Below are 20,213 nucleotides of genomic sequence, written 5' to 3' on the forward strand. Positions count from 1 at the left end.
CCTGACTTGATTGTAAGATTAAGAAGGAGTGTGCTCAAGGGAGCATGCTTTTTTTAATACAAGAAAACGAGCGACAGCAGGTGTCGCTCGAACGTTGTAGTTAGACTAGCTTAATATGATAATCTTTTAACCACGTGTTAATTTGAATTAAGTATTCCATTAACTTAATTGCTTGACCTTCTTCAATATCGGTTTTACCTTCTACAATAGAAGAGATATGGTCACGATCGATGAGATCCGTAACAGGAGAGTTAGTGTTTGAAAGAATATCCATAAGCCATTTTCGAATGGAATTATAGTAAATTGGATCTTGAGCAAATGGATAAGCAGATTTACGACGGTAACGAACGTCTTCAGGTAAATAATCCTTAAAGGCGCGACGTAAAATACCTTTTTCGATATTGTCGACACTCTTCATCTCCCAAGGTACATTCCATAAGTATTCTACAAGACGATAGTCACAGAAAGGCACACGTACTTCAAATCCCACTTGCATACTCATGCGGTCTTTGCGATCGAGCATGAATGGTAGGAAACGTGTAATAAATTGATACGACATTTGACGCTGTTTCGCACCAAGTTCGCTTTCTCCATGTAGCTTCGGTACTTCAGCTAATGTTTCTTGATATCTTCTGTTTAAATATTCCATTGGCTGAATTTGCTGAGCAGCTTCTTTTGATAAGAAGTCAGCATAAAATCCACGACTTTGTAACCAAGGGAAGGTATGTCCGTTTAAATACTCATCTTGGTGGAACCATGGATAGCCAGAGAATACTTCATCTGCTGATTCCCCTGAAAGTGCTACGGTCGCATCCTTTTTCATTTCTTTAAAAAGTAAATAAAGTGATGTTTCCATTTCTCCTGCACCTGGTAAATCACGAGCGTAAAGCGGTTTTAGGAAGTTATCAAGTAAGGCTTCCGGTCCTAGCACCGTAGAATGGTGCTCTGTACCAACATGATCAGCCACTTTTAATACCCATGGTTGGTCACGATCACGGTGCAATAAATCTTGTTTATAGTGATCGGCGCTATTTTGAAAATCTAGAGAATAAGAATGAAGAATTTTGCCAGCTTCATGATAGTCTTTACCAGCCATTGCTGTAAGACCACTAGAATCAAGACCACCAGATAGCATCGTTACGAGTGGTAAGTCAGAAATAAGCTGGCGTGTGACTGTATCTTCAAGTAAGCTTTGAATTTTTTCCGTTGTTGTCGCAAGATCATCACGATGCTCTTTGCTGACAAGGTTCCAATAGCGACGAACATTTTTGTTATTACTTGTAAAAGTAACGGTATGTCCCGCACGAACTTCCGTTACGTCTTTAAAGACACCTACCCCAGGAGTACGCATAGGTCCGAGTGCGAATATTTCCGCAAGACCTTCTTTTGTGACTTCGGGCTCGATGGCAGGATGAGCGAGCAATACTTTTAATTCTGATCCGAAAATAATGGAGTTACCTCGTTGTGCATAAAATAACGGTTTTACACCTAGATGGTCACGACCGAGGAATAACTTTTGACGTTTCTCATCCCAAATCGCAAAGGCGAAAATCCCATTAAGATGATCCACACATGCTTCTCCCCACTCGATATAAGTATGAAGAAGTACTTCTGTATCCGAATTCGTGCGGAATTTATGACCGCGTTCTTGTAATTCTTTCTTTAATTCTAAGAAATTATAAATTTCGCCATTAAAGGTTAGGGCTAATGTTTGTTCGCCTTCACCATGAAGCATAGGTTGTAGTCCGCCCTCAGGATCGATAACAATGAGGCGGCGATGACCGAAAGCTGCTTTCGTTGAAAAATAAAAACCGTCTGCATCCGGCCCGCGATGTTCAATAGAATCTGTCATATTTCGAAGAATAGACTGTTGATGTGAAAGATCTTCTGACCAGTTAACCCAGCCTGCAATACCACACATAGTTACCACTCCTTACGTTTAAGTTATAATGCATGGAAAAGCGTAGCATATATTAACGTTAACGTGAACGTGAAAAAATACTCATCTCTTACTTTCCTACTTTTCCTATTGCCACATCTCCATAAAGACATTCAATAGGTCGTTATGAGGATAAAATTGGAATAAAACCGCCTAAACAGGGTGGTTATCTCTAATTTTAATGATGGACGTTCTCTTGAAAACGTTGTTAAATCCTCGATTTCTTCCTTCTCTTAGTTCAATATGCATGAAAGACAGGAACACGCCACCTAAGCAATCTAGTATTTGGGAAATAGGTAGGTCAATCACCTGTTACCCAACTTTTTATAATTCTAAAGTTCCACCCTCTTTATTCCTATTTTGGCGAAATAGAATCTACTGTATCTACTCTTACCCGCTTTCCAGAAAAAAACATCCTTCTACTGAAAAAATTTTTAATAAAAAAGGATTAAAATCTAGTGCAGTGGGAATAATAAAAGTACCCCCTTTTTAATAGAATCTTTATTAACCCCCCGCTTCGGATTGAGGCGGCTTTTTTTTGTGAAAAATGTGAATTGCTAGATTGAGAGGGAATGATAAAGGTGTGTAAAAGGAATCTGATATAACTTTATGCATAGAAGATTATGAAACGTCGATTGCATTTATATTTAACAACAAAAATTGGAGAGCAAATTCCTATTGATACAGATGTGTTTGGATTTAGTAAGAAGAGATTATAGAACATGTACTTGAATACTTGGTCTTGAATCGCAGTAAAAGAAGAAGAAACAAAAAAGACCTCAACCTCATTGTAATTAATGATAGTTGGGTCTTTTTTTGTGACTAGTATATCTGCCAATCTCTTATTTATATCTCTATTAAAAAACTTCCCCGTGCTGTTCAGCAGTAGCACCCTTAGAGAAAACTTCCCCATGTTGGTTAGTAGTAGCACCCTTAGAGAAAACTTCCCCATGTTGGTTAGTAGTAGCACCTTTAGAGAAAACTTCTCCATGTTGATTAGTAGTAGCACCTTTAGAGAAAACTTCCCCATGTTGGTTAGTAGTAGCACCTTTAGAGAAAACTTCTCCATGTTGGTTAGTAGTAGCGCCCTTAGAGAAAACTTCTCCATGTTGGTTAGTAGTAGCGCCCTTAGAGAAAACTTCCCCATGTTGGTTAGTAGTAGCGCCCTTAGAGAAAACTTCCCCATGTTGGTTAGTAGTAGCGCCCTTAGAGAAAACTTCCCCATGTTGGTTAGAAATGATTGGACTAGCTTGTGCTGTTCCAGTAGATAGTGCTAGCGCACCAACAGTTAGTGTACAAATGCTGAGAGCAGATAGTTTCTTTTTCATTTTAACGCTCCTTTTTCTATAATTTTTTGTTTTGCATCGTAGGCAATCTCGAAATAGTGACATGATCGCTCTTTATCCGTTTTAAGATAATAAATCGCAGCTTCTTCAGCATATTGCTGAATAAAAGCCCATAATTCTTCTTTTTCAAAGTATTGTAAGGCTTCTAACAAAGTCGATTCTGATATCTTCGAGCGGAACATACGAAGCAAGAGTAAGTGATGTTTATATTCATCACTGCTATTTTGAGAGCAATGAATTAAACCTTCATCAATTAGTTGTTCAGCATATTCCTTATCACCCATTTTGTAATGACTTAAAGCTAACAGATAGGCTGTTTTATGAGGGCGGAACTGATGCTGATATACTTCGCTTAAATGTCGGATCGCTGCGGGTAATAGGTTTTGCTCAGAATAGAGAAATCCAAGGTTAAAGCGAAACCAAGATACAAGCTCTTGATCGTTATGCTTTATAACAAGATCTAATCCTGAGAAAAAATGCTCTTCTGCTTGCGCGTATTCTTTTAACATGACACAAGCTAGTCCCATTATATTTTCACAGCCAGCTTTTAAAATTTCTACATTTTCAGTTTCGAACAAATCGGCCGCTTTTGATGCGCTATGTAGTGCCAATAAGGGTTGATTAATTTGATAGTAATAACCTGCCACCTTATAATAAAACTCTGCGCGATCGTCGCCTTCTTCTTCTGGTAGCTTCATAAGAAGCACTTTCGCTCTGTCGAATTGTTGATGAGCTTCATCGTAGTTTTCCAGCATCATTTCATAGATGGCTTTAAAGAAATGATAGTAGTAGGAAAGAAAGGTTTCGGTTGCTTGTAGCGTTTCGATGGTTTCAAGTAGCTGTGATGCGACTTCCATGTTTTCCAATAGGAGCTGGTAGCGAAATTCGAGCAGGGTGTAATACATGAACAGTGTCTTATTATGAGCGATCTCCATGGTCCGAAGCCGGTCGTCGATCTCATCCTTTAGCTGCCCGGCTTTTGTGAAGTCGCGAACGCGAATTTCAAAATACCAGTTTGAAAGTAAAGGCCAGAGTGTCTGTTCCTTGCTGAGTGTCTCAATGCCCATAAGATGCTCCTTCCTCATCTTGCGATAAATAATTTAATCTAATAATAACATAATTTGGAACAAAAACTTATTGGGAAAATACATCGAAAACAGTGTCGTTATGATGGGATAATATGTTCGGTTTTCCCAAAAATCGTATTGTTTTAGAGAAATAAATACAAAAAACGGGAAAATAAGGTGCTTATTTTCCCGTTTTTTCAATTGTAGAATAGCGTTTTATTAGTTGCGATCAACAATTTGTTTAAGTTTATTTTGCCATTTTTTATCATCGAGAATAATTTGAAAGGAAATGCGACGATTTTTGTGAAGAGCGGTAGCAGAGGATCCTTTGGCAATTGGTTTAAATTCACTATAGCCAGTCGCTGCTAAATATTGCGCATAAGGCATGCGACCAAGCTTCGGATTCGCCTGTGCTAAATACTTTACAACAGAAACGGCGCGTTCGGTTGAAAGCGACCAGTTATCATAAGGAACTGAATCGGTATGACCTTCAATTAAAATAATGTAGAGAAACTTGCTCATCTCTTTTTCATCAATAATCGCAGCGAGCGCATTGGCGAGCGGTATTAACACTTTTTTTCCGGAAGCACTAACGGTGGCGCTGCCAGTGTCAAAAAGAATATTCCCTTCTAAGGAAATGGTATTGTTCGGGCCGCGGACAATTTTATCTTTGCCTACATTTTTTTCAAGCTGCTGCTGAATTTTATCAGAAATCGTTTTTTTAACATGAGCGGCTTGCTGTAACTCGTGTTTTACTTGACGTTGATCATACGCATTATAAATGCTTTGTACATAGGCAAGGATGGCTACAAAAAGCATGATGAGCACCATCATCGACATCATGTCGGTAAAGCTCGGCCAATAAATCTCTTCGTTTACGGGATCTTCATAACGCCGTTTTCGTCCTCGCATGTCCTCACCGCCTTCTTGGATCGGTTGGCGGAATAAGCGCCTCTGTCGTATCGCGGGCCGAATAAACAGTTTGGCGATCCATAGCAGTTTGATACATGCGCTGTAGTAAGTGATGCATATCATCAAGCGTTCGTGTAGAAGTCGATAACTCTCGTGTAATACCGTGATAAATGGTTTCTATCATTCTTGCAAGCTCGCGGCGATCATCATCGCGGTTCGTAGGTTGCTGAAGCTGGCGTTCTCGTTCCAAAATAGTTCGTAGCTGTTCGGGGAGATCGCGTTTTAACTGTTCTAGCATGTGATAGAAGCTCTTTTCTAACTGACCAACAGAAGAAGCAAAGTCATTGGCTGCGCGCCCATAATCTCCTTGTTTTTCCGCATAGCGATAATACCATTCCTCTTGCTTTTGCTGAAGGCGACCTTCAAGTGCCTCGTGCACAGAGGAATAATGTTGCAATTGTTCTTGTGCGATCCGAAGCAGTTGTTGACCAAATTCCTCAGAGCGCCGTCCAGCGTCAACAAGTGCTTGATCAGACCGTTTTAAGAGCATTTCGAATTTTTGTTGTCCGGCTTGCTGTTGTTCACTCACTTTTTTAATCTGTTGTTCAAATGTAGAAATTTGTCCAGTAAGTGCGGCTACACTGCTTTCAGAAGAACGTGCAATATTCTCTTGCTTTTCGGCAGCTTCGCGAAATCGAGCGCCAAAATGTTCAAGTGCCCCAGCTGAAGCAGCGAATGAATGAGTATAGTCACGCTGTGTTTCAAAAATGGTTTTTACATCGGTGACCGATTGCTGTAAGCCTGAGGTAAGCTCTGTCAAAACAGCGCCAAAGTGACCAATCGTCGAATGAAAGCTTTCTTCAATTTTTGTGGCAAGGCGATCGAGTAAGCGTTCAACAGAGTCTTGAGGCTTCTCTTGTAACAGAAGGGTACGAAACGTATGATCCAAATACGCTTCACAATCTGTCATAATTTTTCCATGTAAATAAGAAAGTGAAGTGCCTCTGGAAAAAAAGCCGGTAGAAAGGACCGTTAACAAAAGCGCAGCGCTCACGCCAGCAATACTCGTAATAAAAGCTGTACTCATCCCTTGGAACGGTGCAGTTAAGGACGTAATAATAGAATTCATCGTCACCCCCGCTGAAGCGCCACCTCCAAGCGCAAAGAGTGTTGATTGCATAGAAAATAAGGCCATTGTTAGACCGACAAACGTTCCTAATACGCCTAATATAATTGTAAAGGACGGTAGTTGTTGCAGCAGTCGTTGAACATTTCCGACCGGAACACGCCACAACCCAACAATCACTAGTTTCTCTTTTAAATAATATTTTTCAATTAATGCTTGCGTATTGGGCTCAATACCTGAGCGCTCATGCTGACGATAGTCATCGCACACTTTTTGAAGCCAAGGCGAATGTGGTGCTTGCAGGCGACCGGATGCTATGTCATCTAGTTCACGAAGCCATTTCCGCAAGCTGCTGCTCGTTTGTAGGTGGCCAATCATGCCAATGAAGGTAAGACAGGCGATGATTCCTACAACAATCATTGTTACTGTATCCATATGCTTGCTCCCCTCTCCTTTACATGGAAAGCATATTCGGACGCGTTCTAGGCTAGTACAAAAAAACAAGACTGGGTCTAAAGCTCTAGTATTGTTGCAAAAAAATTAAATTTATTGGCCTATTTTCAACAAAACATTACAAACTTTTTAAAATTCAATTGCGATTTCTGAATTGTAAGATTAAACTGATAAATAGGGAGTTTACAGATGCAGCCTGTAATCACCTTTTTTTAGAAAAAATATAGTGAAAAGGGGATAGCTGAATGAAGAAAAAAGTCGCATTAATGACCGCGATCGCTATGACGCTTACAAGTGGTGTAGCGAGCGCGCAGGGGACATTACCATCTAAAAGTAAAATAAAAGCAGCCGGTGGCACTAAGCCAACTGGTCTTAACTTAAAGAAGCAAACGAAGGAAGAAGAGAACTATAGTAAGAATGATACAGTTCGTGTTGTTGTAGAACTTGAGCAAAAGCCTGCCATCCAATATGCCCAAGAAAAGAACATGCGCTATAGCGCCTTAAGCGCCTCTGAAAAATCCTCTCTTAAAGAAAAAATCACAAAAGAGCAAGATACTATCAAAGAAGATATTGAAAAGAAAGACATCGCTGTAAAGTATAAAGAAAACTTTACAACGGTTATTAATGGTTTTAGTGGTGAAATGAAGTATGGTGACATTAAAGATATTAAGAAATTAGAAGGCGTAAAAGACGTACATATTTCACATGAATATAAACGTCCAGAAACGTTTAAAGGCGCAAAGCCTGAAATGATTTATAGCAAAGATTTAATCAATGCAAAAGAAACATGGAAAGATTACGGTTATAAAGGACAAGGCGAAGTCGTTGCGGTCATCGATACAGGCATCGATTCTACACACCGTGATATGAAGCTAAGCGAAGGTACGAAAGTAAAGCTTACTTCCGGTAAAGTAGACAGCCTTAAGCAATCTAAGAAATTAAAAGGAAAATATTACACTGAAAAAGTACCTTATGGGTATAACTATGCCGATCATGATAGCGAAATCCGTGACCTTGGTCCAGGCGCAAGCATGCATGGTATGCACGTTGCAGGTACAGTTGGTGCCAATGGTGATGAAGATAACGGTGGAATTAAAGGGGTTGCGCCAGAAGCTCAACTATTAGCAATGAAAGTATTTGGTAACGATCCTGGGATGCCATCTACATTCAGCGATATTTATGTAAAAGCAATTGATGATGCGATTGCCCTTGGAGCAGACGTTATTAACATGAGTTTAGGTTCAACAGCGGCATTCGTTCGTCCGGATGAGCCTGAACAAAAAGCGATTGTTAATGCCGTAAACAATGGTATTTTATGTGCCATTTCTGCAGGTAACTCAGCGCATGCAGGTAATGGTGCTGGAAGTCCGCTTCCTTCTAATCCTGATACAGGCGTTGTTGGTTCACCGGGTCTAGCGGATAAGTCACTTCAAGTCGCTTCCTACGAAAATAGCAAGCTATCACTTGATGGTATGGGGCTTATGATTGACGGTAAAGATACAGGTACGATTGCGTATCAAAAGCAATCTTCTCCAAACCCAATTGAAGTATTTAATAAAGAAAAGAAAGAAGTTATTTACGTTGGCGACGGTAGCCCAGATGGCTATAAAGGAAAAAGCGTTAAAGATAAAGTAGTATTTGCTGTGCGTAACGGTAGTTTCAACTATACAATGATCCAAAAAGAAGCAGAAAAGCAAGGAGCTGCGGGTCTAATCGTTCGTGGGAAAGTAGAGCATGGCGACTATGTAAACATGGCGCTTGATAACCCGAAAATTCCGCTCGTTTCACTAAGCATTGCACAAGGAAATCAGTTAGAAGGTATGGCGAAGGAAGGCAAGAAAATTGAAGTAGCATTTGAAGGAAAAGCGGTAAGTTTACCAAATCCAAATGCAGGAAAGATGTCTGACTTCACGTCTTGGGGTACAACACCAAGCCTTGATTTCAAGCCGGAAATTACAGCACCAGGTGGAAAAATCTACTCCACACTAAACGATGATAAGTACGGTGTAATGAGTGGAACATCAATGGCTGCTCCACACGTAGCTGGCGGTGCGGCACTCGTAATGGAACGTGTTGATAAAGACTTTAACCAAAAAGGTGCCAATCGCGTAACGCTTGCGAAAAACATCTTAATGAATACATCTCGTCCACAAATGGACCAAGGATTGTTTAATAAGTCTGGAAAAACAGGCAACTTCTACTCACCACGTCGTGAGGGTGCAGGTCTTATGGACTTACATGCAGCAATGAAAACACCGGTCATCGTTACAGAAACGAAATCAGGTGAAGGAAAAGCGGCATTGAAAGAAGTAGGCGACAAATTTAGCTTTACGCTTCAATTGAAAAACTACAGCAAAAAAGATGCAGAATATAAAGTTGCTGGTAACGTTCAAACGGATCTTGCGATTGAAGGAATGAACTTACTTGAAGCAGATGGTATTTTCAAAAAAGGGACACGCGATAGCGATGATCCGAACAAAGCACAGTTCCCAATCTCCTTTATGGATGGATCGAAGAAAGTAGATTCAGTAAAAGTGAAAGCAAATAGCACAGCGAAAGTAACAGTTTCTGTAGACTTAAAAGATACAGTTGACTGGATTAACAATGAACCACTTAAGAAGATCTTCAAAAACGGTAACTTCGTAGAAGGATTTGTTCGTTTTGTTGACGTAAAAGGCAAAAATCCTAACTTAGCGGTTCCTTATGTTGGTTTCCACGGTAAATGGGATCAAGCACCAATTATCGATGCACCACTTTACGACCAAGATCAGTCTTTCTACAAAGCAACTGGACTTGCAACAGAAAAGGGTAGTACATTTACACACCTTGGTGAGGACGTTAAAGGTGACGTGAATAAAGATAAAGTGTCCTTCTCTCCAAATGGAGATGGATCGTATGATAAGATGTTCCCTGTTCTATCCTTCTTGCGCAACGCGAAGAATGTAGAATACTCTATTCTAGATCGCAACAAAAAGAAAGTACGTACGATTGAAACACAACAAGATGTGATTAAAAACTACTATGATGGTGGTAAAGAGCCAGGCTACAATACTGTGACAGATGCAGCATGGGATGGCACGGTAAACGGTAAAACAGTGAAAGACGGTCTCTACTACTATGAAGTAAAAGCAGTGGTGGATTATAAAGGAGCAAAAGAACAAAAACTATTGCTACCATTCTATGTAGATACGAAGTCTCCTGAAGTGTCAGCTAAATGGGATAACACTAGCAAAACGGTATCTTGGAATGCAAAAGATAACGGAACAGGCGTTGCTTACACAGATATTTTAGTAGATGGCAAAAGTGTTCTTTCTAAGAAACTTGCACCATCAGAAAAAGAATACAAGCTTGAAGATGTATCAAGCAATGCAAAAATCGAAGTCGTATCTTATGACTATGCAGGAAATACGGCTCGTTATATGGCAAACGGTAATAAAGATAAAAACGTACCAGCAGTTGATGTAGAAACGCCAAAAGCATTAACAACAACAACGTCCAAAACGGTTGAAGTAAAAGGAAGTGTTACGGACGAATCTGGTTTAAAATCATTCTCCATTGATGGAAAGCCAGCAAAAATCTCTTACGATGAAAAAACAAAGAAATATATGTTTTCACAAACGCTTACGTTTTCAAAAGATGACGTCCATGCGTTTAAAGTAGAAGCTGTTGATACGTACGGCAACCGTGTTGCATTCCGTCGTCAAGTCATCGTTGATTCTACACAACCGACGATGAAAGTAACAGCACCGACTACAACAACAGCAAAGACTGCTACTCTTAAAGTAGCGCTTTGGGACAATTACGATGAAATGAAGTTTTATGTAAACGATGATGCGAAATATCGTCATACATTTAAAGAGCCTTACGAAATGAGAACTCTTAAACACACGTATAGCGAAAAAGTATCATTGAAAAAAGGTAAAAACACATTTAACTTAAAATTAGTCGATCTTGGCGGAAACATTGTTCGTAAAACCGTTACGATTACAAAAAAATAAGCAGTAATTCATCTAGAGGCTGGGACATAAGCAGCCTTAACACATAAAAAAATGGCTTCATCATCCGTTGCGGTGATCAGGCCATTTTTTTATGTCATCGAATGCATGAAGCTCTTCTGTAATCGCGCGCAGGAGCCTCCGATTCGCGCAGATCAAGTCCGTTCGCGCGCAGGAGTCCCCGATTCGCGCGCAGACCAGATAAATCGCCTCCAACAACGTAGGTAAGGGATGAAAAATAGAGCAAAAGAAGAGATCATCTCGTAAATGCGCTCAAAAATGAGAAGAACTAGCGTAAAAGCTCTTTAATAATTACGAAAAGAGTGAAGCGCAACAGAATTGACTCGGCACACAAACAAGTCAATCAAGTCAGAAGAAGTATTGTATCCCAAGGCTTTTTTTCTCCGGTGAATAGGTACAAAGGAGTAGTCGTATATTGCTATTAAGCTAAATAATGGTAAAATTAAAGAAAAAGAGATGGGGGGCCATTCTGCGTTGCGTATAAACTATGTAGGTATTCCGTTACTTGCCCTTTTGCTGTTCATGACTGGTTGTAGCTCATCACAAAAAGAACCTGCCATGAAACTATTTGATTCTGAAACCGAGGCTATTGCGTATGGGATGAAGCAATCTCCGCAAATAACAGAGATTATCGGGGAATCAAAATATGTAGACAATGAGAAAATTCTTATTTACTCGTTTAAGAACAACAATGACATTGGCATTGGTACAGCAAGCATGATTTCTAAAGGCAATCAAGTAGGCTGGGTTTTAAATGGAAATGGCTTTACAATTAATCCTGATGCTAATGCTGTCATTAAAAGTCATAATGGTTATAAATATGATTTATACGCAGGAATGACAAAAAATAAGAATAAAACGATCGAAACCACGACAGATGAACACGTAACCCCTCATATGAATCGCAAAACCAATATATACTATTTGCTCGTTCCTCATCCGACAAAAGCAGACTAAAAAAAGACGAGAGCGGACGTCTCTCGTCTTTGCTAAGCGCTTACATGGCGGGTTATTCAAATAGATCTTGCAACACGAGAGCAACAGCACCAAGCACGGTTCCTTTTTCACCGAGTGTAGAAAGTGTAATCGTTGTTTGCTTCGCTTGCTCGGTTAGCGCCATTTTAGCAACGGTTTCTCTTACGGCGTTAAGGAGGAAGTCACCTGCATTGGCTACCCCGCCACCTATAATAATATGTTCAGGATTTAAAATATGAATAAGGTTCGTTAAGCCGATGCCTAAGTAATTTCCCGTCGTTTGCAGGACATGAATACTTAATTCGTCACCTTGTTTAGCGGCTTCGTACACAAGCTGTCCATCAATTCCTTGCAAATCCCCATCCATCATTTCTTTTAATACACTTTCACGACCAATCGCTATTTCTTTTTGCGCGCGCTCTGCTATGGCTGGTCCGGCTGCTAACGTTTGTAAACACCCGTAATTACCACAGCTACAAGGTTTACCACCAATATCAATGGTCATATGGCCAATTTCTCCTGCAATAAAGTGATGACCTTGTACAATTTTACCATTTGCAATCATGCCAGCACCGATGCCGTTTCCAACGTTCACAGCTGCAATGTGACTTAAACGGTTGGCTTCACCAAACCAAACTTCCCCAAGTGCGAGTGCTTTAGCGTCATTTTCAACCATTACCGTCAACCCGAACGTCGCTTCTAATACATCTTTTATGTTGACGTCTCTTATATTTAAATTAGGCGCATAAAGTGCACGACCATTGTGGCTATCGACGACGCCGTGCATGCCAACACCAATACCGATTAGTTTATCTTCCTGTACAAACACTTTCTGAATTTCTTCGATCATCATGGCAAGTAAGTCGTCATTCGTGAGCGGAAAGGGCAACACGCGCTTGAAGGACGTTAAAATATGACCTTCAAGATTCGTTAAGACCGTTGTAATATCCGTAGGACCTGCGTCTACACCAATCACGTAAAAGGAATTGCTATTAATGATGAGCATCGTTGGCTTCCGTCCACCTTTGGAGGCACCTTGCTCGCTTTCCATAATTAAGCCATCGCTAATTAACTCTTTAACGATTGAGCTCACAGTTGGTGGTGTAAGGGATGTATCTTTGGCGATTTGAGCTCGTGAAATAGGACCTTCTAAGCGAACTTTATTTAAAATGATGGTCCGATTTAGTGATTTCATGAGTTGAAACGTTCCACGCTGCATATCAACACCTCAAATAAATTTAATTAATTAATAGTATACAGGACTTCATGAAATAAGAGGAGTATTTCTTTGCAAACGCTTTAATTTATGATACGCTTTGTACAACTTTATAATTTAATTTAACAAAGTATTTACCATTGCAAATGAATGCGGTTACAAAAGGAGCGTTCCATACGAAAGGAGTGTTTAATTATGGCAGAGTTACGCTACAATCCACTATTAAAAGATTGGACGATGGTAGCAAGCAGTCGGCAAAATCGTCCTCATATGCCTAAAGACTATTGCCCATTTTGTCCTGGATCTGGTAAGGTACCGGATCATTATGATGTGCATGTTTATCACAATGACTTTCCGGTGCTATCGCCAGAGCCACCTACACCGGATGCCGTTGGTGGAGGGATTTACGAAACAAGAGAAGCATATGGTGCGTGCGAAGTTATTTTATATTCGCCAGGTCATCATGATACGATCCCAGATTTATCGCGCAATCATATGAATAAGCTCGTTGATTTATGGAGCCAGACGTATGAATCCTTGCTGCAAGACGCTAAGCATGAGTATGTCATGATTTTTGAAAACCGTGGCGAAGAGGTGGGTGTGACAATGCCACATCCACACGGACAAATCTACGCCTATCCGTTTATTCCATTAAAGGTAAAAACGGAACTTGCCTCGTGTAAAGAACATTATGAAAGGCATCACCGCAATTTATTTGATGACATCATACAAGAAGAGAAGCGATTTGGTGAACGAATTGTCGCAGAAACCGCTCACTTTCTTGCGTTTATTCCTTTTTTCACCGACTATCCATTTGGTGTTTACGTTGTCAGTAAAGCGAAAAAAACAAGTCTGACACAGTTTACAGAGCAAGAAAAATATGAGCTTGGCTATTTACTTCAGGATGTTGTTGGAGGAATGGATCTCCTATATGATCGCGTCTTTCCATATATGATGACGATGCATGGTAAACCCAATAATGAAGAGGAATCGTATGATGACTTTTATCGTTTTCATGTTGAGTTTTATCCACCCTTACGTGCGCCTGATAAAATCAAATACAATGCTTCTTCAGAAACAGGCGGCTGGGCAGCGGCTAATCCAACAGCAGTAGAAGAAAATGCCCGCGTGCTTCGTCAATGTATTGAACGCTATCGCAACGAAAGGGGAGAGGAAAAATGACAACGACAGCTACGATTGTACAGCGTTTCGCAACCTATTTTCCGGGAAATAGCGACAAGGCTCGACTTTTCTTTGCGCCGGGTCGCGTCAATTTAATTGGTGAACATACAGACTATAATGGCGGTTACGTTTTTCCAACAGCCATTACACTCGGTACGCATATGGTAGTTGCGCCTCGAACAGATGGTACGTATCACTTCGTTAGTGAGCAGTTTTCGAAAAAAATAGAGATGGATGCAACGAAGCCACTGTTATACCGAGAAGAAGATGAGTGGGGCAATTATCCGAAAGGGATCTTACGAGAACTGCAGCAAGTAGGCGTTCCTTTGCATGGTGCAGATGTATTGTATAGCAGTACGTTACCTCATGGCGCAGGACTTTCTTCTTCTGCTGCGATTGGTATGGTGAGTGCGTATGGATTTTCGGAACTTGCTGGTGTTCACTTTGATCCGTTAACGCTCGCAAAGCTGTGTCAGCGTATGGAAAATGAATTTATGGGCGTAAACAGCGGCTTAATGGATCAGTTTGCAATTGGCTTTGGTAAAAAGGATCACGCTCTTTTCTTACAATGTGCCACAAATGAGTATCAAAGCATCCCATTAACACTCGGAAACTATAAGCTTGTGATTACGAATACAAATAAACAAAGAACGCTTGCGACTTCAAAATATAACGAGCGTCGGCAAGAATGTGAGCGTGCGCTAGCCTTCTTACAAGAGAAAGAACCACACTTAGTAACACTAAGTGATGTGTCGCTAGCTCAGTGGAAAATGTGGGAAGACCTTTTTACGGATGATGTGTTAAAAAGAAGAGCGCGCCATGTTATTACGGAAAATGATCGTGTGCAAAAAGCAGTAGCTGCGCTAGAATGCGAGGATCTAATTGGATTTGGACACTATATGATGAGCTCGCATGAATCATTACGCGATGATTATGAAGTAACAGGTAGAGAACTAGATACGTTGTTTCAGTGTCAAAAAGCGCATCATGGTTGTATTGGAACGAGAATGACAGGCGCAGGCTTTGGCGGTTGTACGATTTCCATTGTTAAAGAGGATGAAACGGCATCCTTTCAGGAGGAAGTGGCCGCTCAATATGAAAAGCAAACAGGGCTAGTACCGACCTTTTATGTGTGTGATAGCGGTAATGGTGTAACAGAAATTCAAGTTGTGAGAGGTGATGAGTGATGGCCATATTAATTACAGGCGGCGCAGGCTATATTGGTAGTCATACAGTCCGCCATTTTCAACAACAAGGTGAAAGTGTTGTAGTGTATGATCATTTAGGTCAAGGACATAAAGACGCTGTGTCTACAGATGTCCCCTTTTATGCAGGTGATCTTCATGATCAAGCAATGCTGCGATCGGTGTTTGGAGCACATGATATTACAGCGGTCATTCATTTTGCTGCTCATTCTCTTGTTGGTGAAAGTGTAACAGGGCCGCTGCGCTATTACGAAAATAATTTGGCAGGAACGATGAAGCTTCTAGAAGTAATGCTTGAGTTTGATGTAAAGCAAATCGTTTTCTCTTCAACAGCCGCAGTGTATGGAGAACCGCAACGTATACCTATTAAAGAAGACAGTCCAACAAATCCGACGAATCCTTATGGTGAAACGAAGCTTGCGATGGAACGGTTGTTACACTGGAGCGAGCAAGCATACGGTATTCACTATGTGGCGCTTCGCTATTTTAATGCAGCAGGAGCGGATCCAGATGGGGAAATTGGGGAAGATCATACACCAGAATCACATTTAATTCCAATTGTCTTGCAAACCGCCTTAGGACAACGATCACACGTGGCTATTTTTGGAGATGATTATGATACGCAAGACGGGACGTGCGTTCGTGACTATATTCACGTGATGGATTTAGCGCACGCCCACTATTTAGCGCTAAAAAAACTAGAAACAACAGCGAAGAGCGCTGTTTATAATCTGGGAAATGGCACGGGCTTTTCTGTAAAAGAAGTAATTGATATGTGTAAACAAGTCACAGAACGCACCATTCAAGTCGAACAGACAGCGCGTCGAGCGGGCGATCCTGCCGTCTTAATTGCTTCTAGTGCTAAAGCGACTGAAGAACTAGGCTGGATTCCACAGTATCCCGATTTAAAAACCATTGTTCAACATGCGTGGCAATGGCACGTTCATCATCCAACAGGCTATCAAAAAGGAAAAGATACGTTATGAGTATTGAAAAAGTCCGACAACTACTACATGAAGAACAGCTAGATGGTCTTTTATTGCGCAAGCGACAAAATTTTTCATGGATTACGGGTGGCAGTCAAAATGAAATTGTTCTCACCTCACCAATTGGCGTAGCGGATGTGCTTGTTTTTCCCGATACGATTACGATTGTCACGACAAAACAAGAAGAGCGCAGAATCTTGGAAGAAGAGCTTGTTTCTTTTCCTTATGAGGTAAATATCGTGGCAGTTGACTGGTTTACGCCCACAGAACCGGTGATTCATGAGCTATGTCTCGGCAAAGAAATGGGGAGTGATGATTTCTTTCCACCTTTTCGTCTAATGAGTGAAGAACTATCCCGCATTCGCGCCGTGCTCACTGCAAAAGAACGAGAGCGATATCGTCGGTTATGTTTAGAAACAGCACAAATTGTGGAAGAAGTTTGTTACGCTCTAATGCCAGGTCAAAGTGAACATGACATTGCGAGTATGATCGGACAACGCGCACTGTCTTGCGGTATGAACGTGCAAGTACTACTCGTTGCAACCGATGAGCGTATTTATAAATACCGTCATCCGCTGCCAACGAATAAGACGTTAGAAAAGCATGCATTGCTTGTGCTTTGTGCTGAGCGCGGTGGTCTCGTTGCCAACGTGACTCGCGTCGTACACTTTGGACCGTTACCAGCTCTCTTGCAGGAGCATAAAGAAAAGCTGGCGCGCATTGATACAGCCTTTGTTGCTACAACAGTTCCAGGAAAAACAATCGGCGAGGTTTTTTTGCAAGGAATCGGGCAATATGATGAAGAAGGACATAAAGAAGATTGGCGGTTGCTTCATCAAGGAGGGCAGACGGGCTTTGATTCGCGAGAGCTTATTGCGGACAAAGAAACAACCCGTGTGATTGAAGAACATATGGTGTTTACATGGAACCCATCATTACCGGGGGTGAAATCAGAAGATACACTGCTTGTCACGAAAAATGGAAACGAAGTATTAACAGATACAAACAAGTGGCCGCGCATTCAAACAGTATGGGACGGTAACGTGTTTTATCGACCGGACATCCTGATCCGGTGATTATATGCAGTCTGTGGGGGGAATAGAAAAGGGAGAAGTGGCTAAGAATGCTATTCCTCTTACAATGCTATATAAAGGAGATTATATAAAATTTATGTATATAGGTGTAGATTATTATCCAGAACAATGGCCAAAGGAGCGCTGGCAAGAAGATGTGTCGCTCATGAAAGAGCTAGGTGTCAATGTGGTGCGGCTTGCAGAGTTTGGTTGGCAGCTCATGGAACCAAAAGAAGGCGTATATGACTTTTCATTGTTTGATGAAGTGATCGACCTTATGAGCCAACACGACATTAAAGTGGTGCTTGGTACGCCGACCGCGACACCGCCAGCTTGGATGATTCATAACTATCCAGACATTCTCCCAGTAGATGAGGAAGGTGTAACCATTTCATTTGGCGGCCGTCGTCATTATTCGGTGAATAGTAAACGGTATCGTGCCTTTTCTGTGAAAATTGTAGAACAGCTTGCCAAACACTATGGCAGAAACGAAACTGTCATTGGCTGGCAAACAGATAATGAATACGGTCATGAAAAATCAGATCGCAGCTACGGTGAACAAGACCGTGTCGCGTTTCATGAATGGCTTAAAGACAAGTATGAAACGCTTGAACATGTAAATGAAGCATGGGGTACCGCCTTTTGGAGCCAAACGTATACAGAGTGGGAGCAAATTCCGGCCCCTAAGAAGGTACTTCAAGAGCATAATCCAGGATTGCTTCTTGATTGGGATCGTTTTTGTAGCGATCAGTATACATCGTACAATAAAGAACAATGTGATGTGTTACGACACCATATTTCCGAAGATCAGTTTATTACACATAACTTTGTATTTAATGAACAAGCCATCAAGCAACGCGACATGACAAAAGATTTGGATTTCGTTTCGTATGATAATTATCCTGTGTGGGGAGGATTAGCTGAGCCAATTCCTCCAGCAGCCATAGCCCAGCAACATGATTTATGTCGCGCCACGAAAGATGGAAAAGGCTATTGGGTCATGGAAGAGCTTGCCGGCGCTCAAGGATGGAGCCAAATTGGCTACTTGCCACGCCCAGGCCATATTAAGCTTTGGACGTATCAAGCAATTGCGCGCGGGGCCGAAGCGATTGTTTATTTCCGGTGGCGCGCAGCTCGTTATGGCACAGAACAATTTTGTCATGGCATTCTTGATCATGATGGCAAGCCGAGACGCAAATTTGAAGAAGTGAAGGAAGTTTTTCTAGAGCTTAAAGAGATGGGTGATGATTGGATTGCCTCGCATTATGAGCCCGAAGTCGGCGTCTATTATGATGTGGAAAATGCGTGGGCTTGGAAGATTCAACCTCAAAGCAGTGCGTTACGCTATAAAGAGGAACTCGTTCGTTTTTATAACGGAGCCTATCGATTGAATGCAGCGACAACGATTGTACATCCGGAAAGTTCACTTGAAGGATTAAAAACCATTATTGTGCCGCTTTATTTCCTTAATAATTCGAGCTTTACTTCAAAGTTAAAAGAATACGTAAATGACGGCGGAACGGTTGTTTTAACATATCGTTCTGGCGTAAAGAATGAAGATAATGCGGTTACAGACCGCACGTTACCCGGTGAGCTTGCTGAACTAGCAGGTATTGAAGTTCATGAATATGAACCACTGCAAGAAGGTCAACAACACCGCGTCGTTGGCACAGCGGGGCACATTGCAGATGTGATGTCTCCGGCTACTGTTTGGTGTGATTTAATTGAAACAACGACTGCAGAAGTGATTGCGAAATACCGTGATGCCTTTTATGAAGGAACACCAGCCATTACGAAAAATAAATACGGCAAAGGGTTCGTTTATTACATCGGAACGGCTGTGGAAGACTATTATTTAGCCCGCTTATATCGGGATGTGTTTCGCGAAAGCAACGTCAAAACGTATGACATGCCAGAGGATGTGGAAATTATCATACGCAAAAAAGAAAACGGCAAACGCTATCTCTGCGTATTGAACCATTCGACAACGGCAAGTCACCGCATTACCTTGCCTAAAGGAATATGGAAAGATGCCATCAGCGGTGAGAAATTCCAAGGTGATGTCCGCATGCCCTCTCTTGGCGCAACCTTGCTAATTGAACGATAAGATTAAAACAAGAAGACCTGTAGGGTAAAGAACTTTATTCTTCGCCGTAGACAGGTCTTCTTTTTTTGTTCCTTATAAGTGGCGTGTTTTTTTATAGAAAATAAGGGTAGCGTGCTCATTTAACGGGTGGCTTTCTCCAGTGAGTTCATAACCTACTTTTTCATAGAGATAACAACTCCCCTTCTCTTCTAAAATAGTAGCTAACTCCCACGTTTGTGCATGTGGAAACATCTCTTCGACTAAGCCGATTGCTCTTTGCGCGATCCCTTTTCCTTGATCGGCCGGCAAGATAAATAGCGGACCCATCCAAAAGGCTCCTTTGTCTTTCCAACGGATATAGATGGCGCCGACTAGTTGATGGGCAGCATATATTTTATAAAATTCACCGTCTTCTCGTTGGATGCGTTGATGAACGCGCTCAATGCTTTCATTGGCTGGGTTCGTGTCATAATCTTTATACCGTTCTAACAAAGGCATAAAAGATGCTACTTGCATATCAAAAATGGCCCGTGCATCATGTTCAGTTGCTTTTTTTAAGGAAACGTCCAAATTGCCACCTGCTTTTATGAAAGTTTATCGGAAATTGCACCATAATTCCTTTTATTTGTAT

At 41.3% G+C, this 20,213-nt stretch carries 14 protein-coding genes; 7 read left to right on the plus strand and 7 right to left on the minus strand.

Annotation, left to right across the window (positions count from 1 at the left end):
- Positions 1–100: 100 nt before the first annotated feature.
- The 5 genes from asnB to A374_RS17640 all read right to left on the minus strand — a co-directional run bounded on the left by asnB (position 101) and on the right by A374_RS17640 (position 6,825).
- Positions 101–1,921, minus strand: a complete 1,821-nt coding sequence (asnB, locus tag A374_RS17620) for an asparagine synthase (glutamine-hydrolyzing) (protein WP_007203602.1) — start codon at positions 1,919–1,921, stop codon at positions 101–103.
- 875 nt (positions 1,922–2,796) lie between these two features.
- The gene (locus tag A374_RS17625; RefSeq protein ID WP_007203603.1) at positions 2,797–3,267 is read right to left on the minus strand and encodes a hypothetical protein; all 471 of its coding nucleotides are present in this window, start codon (positions 3,265–3,267) and stop codon (positions 2,797–2,799) included.
- Positions 3,264–4,352, minus strand: coding sequence for a response regulator aspartate phosphatase (locus A374_RS17630; protein ID WP_007203604.1), 1,089 nt, complete (start codon positions 4,350–4,352; stop codon positions 3,264–3,266). The genes A374_RS17625 and A374_RS17630 overlap by 4 nt, the downstream gene beginning before the upstream one ends.
- Positions 4,353–4,571: 219 nt before the next feature.
- On the minus strand, positions 4,572–5,264 hold the full coding sequence (locus A374_RS17635; protein ID WP_007203605.1) for an OmpA/MotB family protein: 693 nt from the start codon (positions 5,262–5,264) through the stop codon (positions 4,572–4,574).
- Positions 5,265–5,268: 4 nt separating this feature from the next.
- Positions 5,269–6,825, minus strand: a complete 1,557-nt coding sequence (locus A374_RS17640; RefSeq protein ID WP_007203606.1) for a hypothetical protein — start codon at positions 6,823–6,825, stop codon at positions 5,269–5,271.
- A 263-nt stretch (positions 6,826–7,088) separates the two neighbouring features.
- Between A374_RS17640 and A374_RS17645 the strand changes: the two genes are divergently transcribed.
- Positions 7,089–10,841 carry a S8 family serine peptidase gene (locus tag A374_RS17645; RefSeq protein ID WP_007203607.1) on the plus strand — a complete coding sequence of 1,251 codons (3,753 nt, stop codon included), beginning with the start codon at positions 7,089–7,091 and terminating at the stop codon, positions 10,839–10,841.
- Between the two features lie 492 nt (positions 10,842–11,333).
- A complete protein-coding gene (locus A374_RS17650) occupies positions 11,334–11,816 on the plus strand; it encodes a hypothetical protein (RefSeq protein ID WP_007203608.1) in 483 nt (160 codons plus the stop codon).
- Between the two features lie 52 nt (positions 11,817–11,868).
- Here A374_RS17650 and A374_RS17655 read toward each other — a convergent pair whose 3' ends face one another.
- On the minus strand, positions 11,869–13,053 hold the full coding sequence (locus A374_RS17655) for an ROK family transcriptional regulator (RefSeq protein WP_007203609.1): 1,185 nt from the start codon (positions 13,051–13,053) through the stop codon (positions 11,869–11,871).
- Positions 13,054–13,245: 192 nt separating this feature from the next.
- Between A374_RS17655 and galT the strand changes: the two genes are divergently transcribed.
- The 5 genes from galT to A374_RS17680 all read left to right on the plus strand — a co-directional run bounded on the left by galT (position 13,246) and on the right by A374_RS17680 (position 19,603).
- Positions 13,246–14,232: a galactose-1-phosphate uridylyltransferase gene (gene galT, locus A374_RS17660; RefSeq protein WP_007203610.1), complete on the plus strand. Its 987-nt coding sequence runs from the start codon at positions 13,246–13,248 to the stop codon at positions 14,230–14,232.
- Positions 14,229–15,419, plus strand: coding sequence for a galactokinase (locus A374_RS17665; RefSeq protein ID WP_007203611.1), 1,191 nt, complete (start codon positions 14,229–14,231; stop codon positions 15,417–15,419). Before galT ends, A374_RS17665 begins: the two co-directional genes overlap by 4 nt.
- Entirely contained in the window at positions 15,419–16,423 is a 1,005-nt protein-coding gene (gene galE, locus A374_RS17670; RefSeq protein WP_007203612.1) for a UDP-glucose 4-epimerase GalE, read from the plus strand. Before A374_RS17665 ends, galE begins: the two co-directional genes overlap by 1 nt.
- Complete coding sequence (locus A374_RS17675) at positions 16,420–17,499, plus strand: M24 family metallopeptidase (protein ID WP_007203613.1); 1,080 nt, start codon at positions 16,420–16,422, stop codon at positions 17,497–17,499. Before galE ends, A374_RS17675 begins: the two co-directional genes overlap by 4 nt.
- 94 nt (positions 17,500–17,593) lie before the next feature.
- Positions 17,594–19,603: a beta-galactosidase gene (locus A374_RS17680; RefSeq protein ID WP_007203614.1), complete on the plus strand. Its 2,010-nt coding sequence runs from the start codon at positions 17,594–17,596 to the stop codon at positions 19,601–19,603.
- A gap of 72 nt (positions 19,604–19,675) precedes the next feature.
- Here A374_RS17680 and A374_RS17685 read toward each other — a convergent pair whose 3' ends face one another.
- Entirely contained in the window at positions 19,676–20,152 is a 477-nt protein-coding gene (locus A374_RS17685) for a GNAT family N-acetyltransferase (protein WP_007203615.1), read from the minus strand.
- Positions 20,153–20,213 lie beyond the last annotated feature (61 nt).

Origin of the sequence: Fictibacillus macauensis ZFHKF-1 (assembly GCF_000269865.1) — a bacterium.
Lineage (GTDB): Bacteria > Bacillota > Bacilli > Bacillales > Fictibacillaceae > Fictibacillus_C > Fictibacillus_C macauensis.

Excerpts from the sequence above, each read along its gene's own strand:
- A374_RS17675 (WP_007203613.1), top strand. The coding sequence starts at position 16,420 with ATGAGTATTGAAAAAGTCCGACAACTACTACATGAAGAACAGCTAGAT.
- A374_RS17640 (WP_007203606.1), bottom strand. The coding sequence starts at position 6,825 with ATGGATACAGTAACAATGATTGTTGTAGGAATCATCGCCTGTCTTACC.
- A374_RS17655 (WP_007203609.1), bottom strand. The coding sequence starts at position 13,053 with ATGCAGCGTGGAACGTTTCAACTCATGAAATCACTAAATCGGACCATC.
- galE (WP_007203612.1), top strand. The coding sequence starts at position 15,419 with ATGGCCATATTAATTACAGGCGGCGCAGGCTATATTGGTAGTCATACA.
- galT (WP_007203610.1), top strand. The coding sequence starts at position 13,246 with ATGGCAGAGTTACGCTACAATCCACTATTAAAAGATTGGACGATGGTA.
- A374_RS17630 (WP_007203604.1), bottom strand. The coding sequence starts at position 4,352 with ATGGGCATTGAGACACTCAGCAAGGAACAGACACTCTGGCCTTTACTT.
- A374_RS17645 (WP_007203607.1), top strand. The coding sequence starts at position 7,089 with ATGAAGAAAAAAGTCGCATTAATGACCGCGATCGCTATGACGCTTACA.
- A374_RS17625 (WP_007203603.1), bottom strand. The coding sequence starts at position 3,267 with ATGAAAAAGAAACTATCTGCTCTCAGCATTTGTACACTAACTGTTGGT.
- A374_RS17665 (WP_007203611.1), top strand. The coding sequence starts at position 14,229 with ATGACAACGACAGCTACGATTGTACAGCGTTTCGCAACCTATTTTCCG.
- asnB (WP_007203602.1), bottom strand. The coding sequence starts at position 1,921 with ATGTGTGGTATTGCAGGCTGGGTTAACTGGTCAGAAGATCTTTCACAT.
- A374_RS17635 (WP_007203605.1), bottom strand. The coding sequence starts at position 5,264 with ATGCGAGGACGAAAACGGCGTTATGAAGATCCCGTAAACGAAGAGATT.
- A374_RS17680 (WP_007203614.1), top strand. The coding sequence starts at position 17,594 with ATGTATATAGGTGTAGATTATTATCCAGAACAATGGCCAAAGGAGCGC.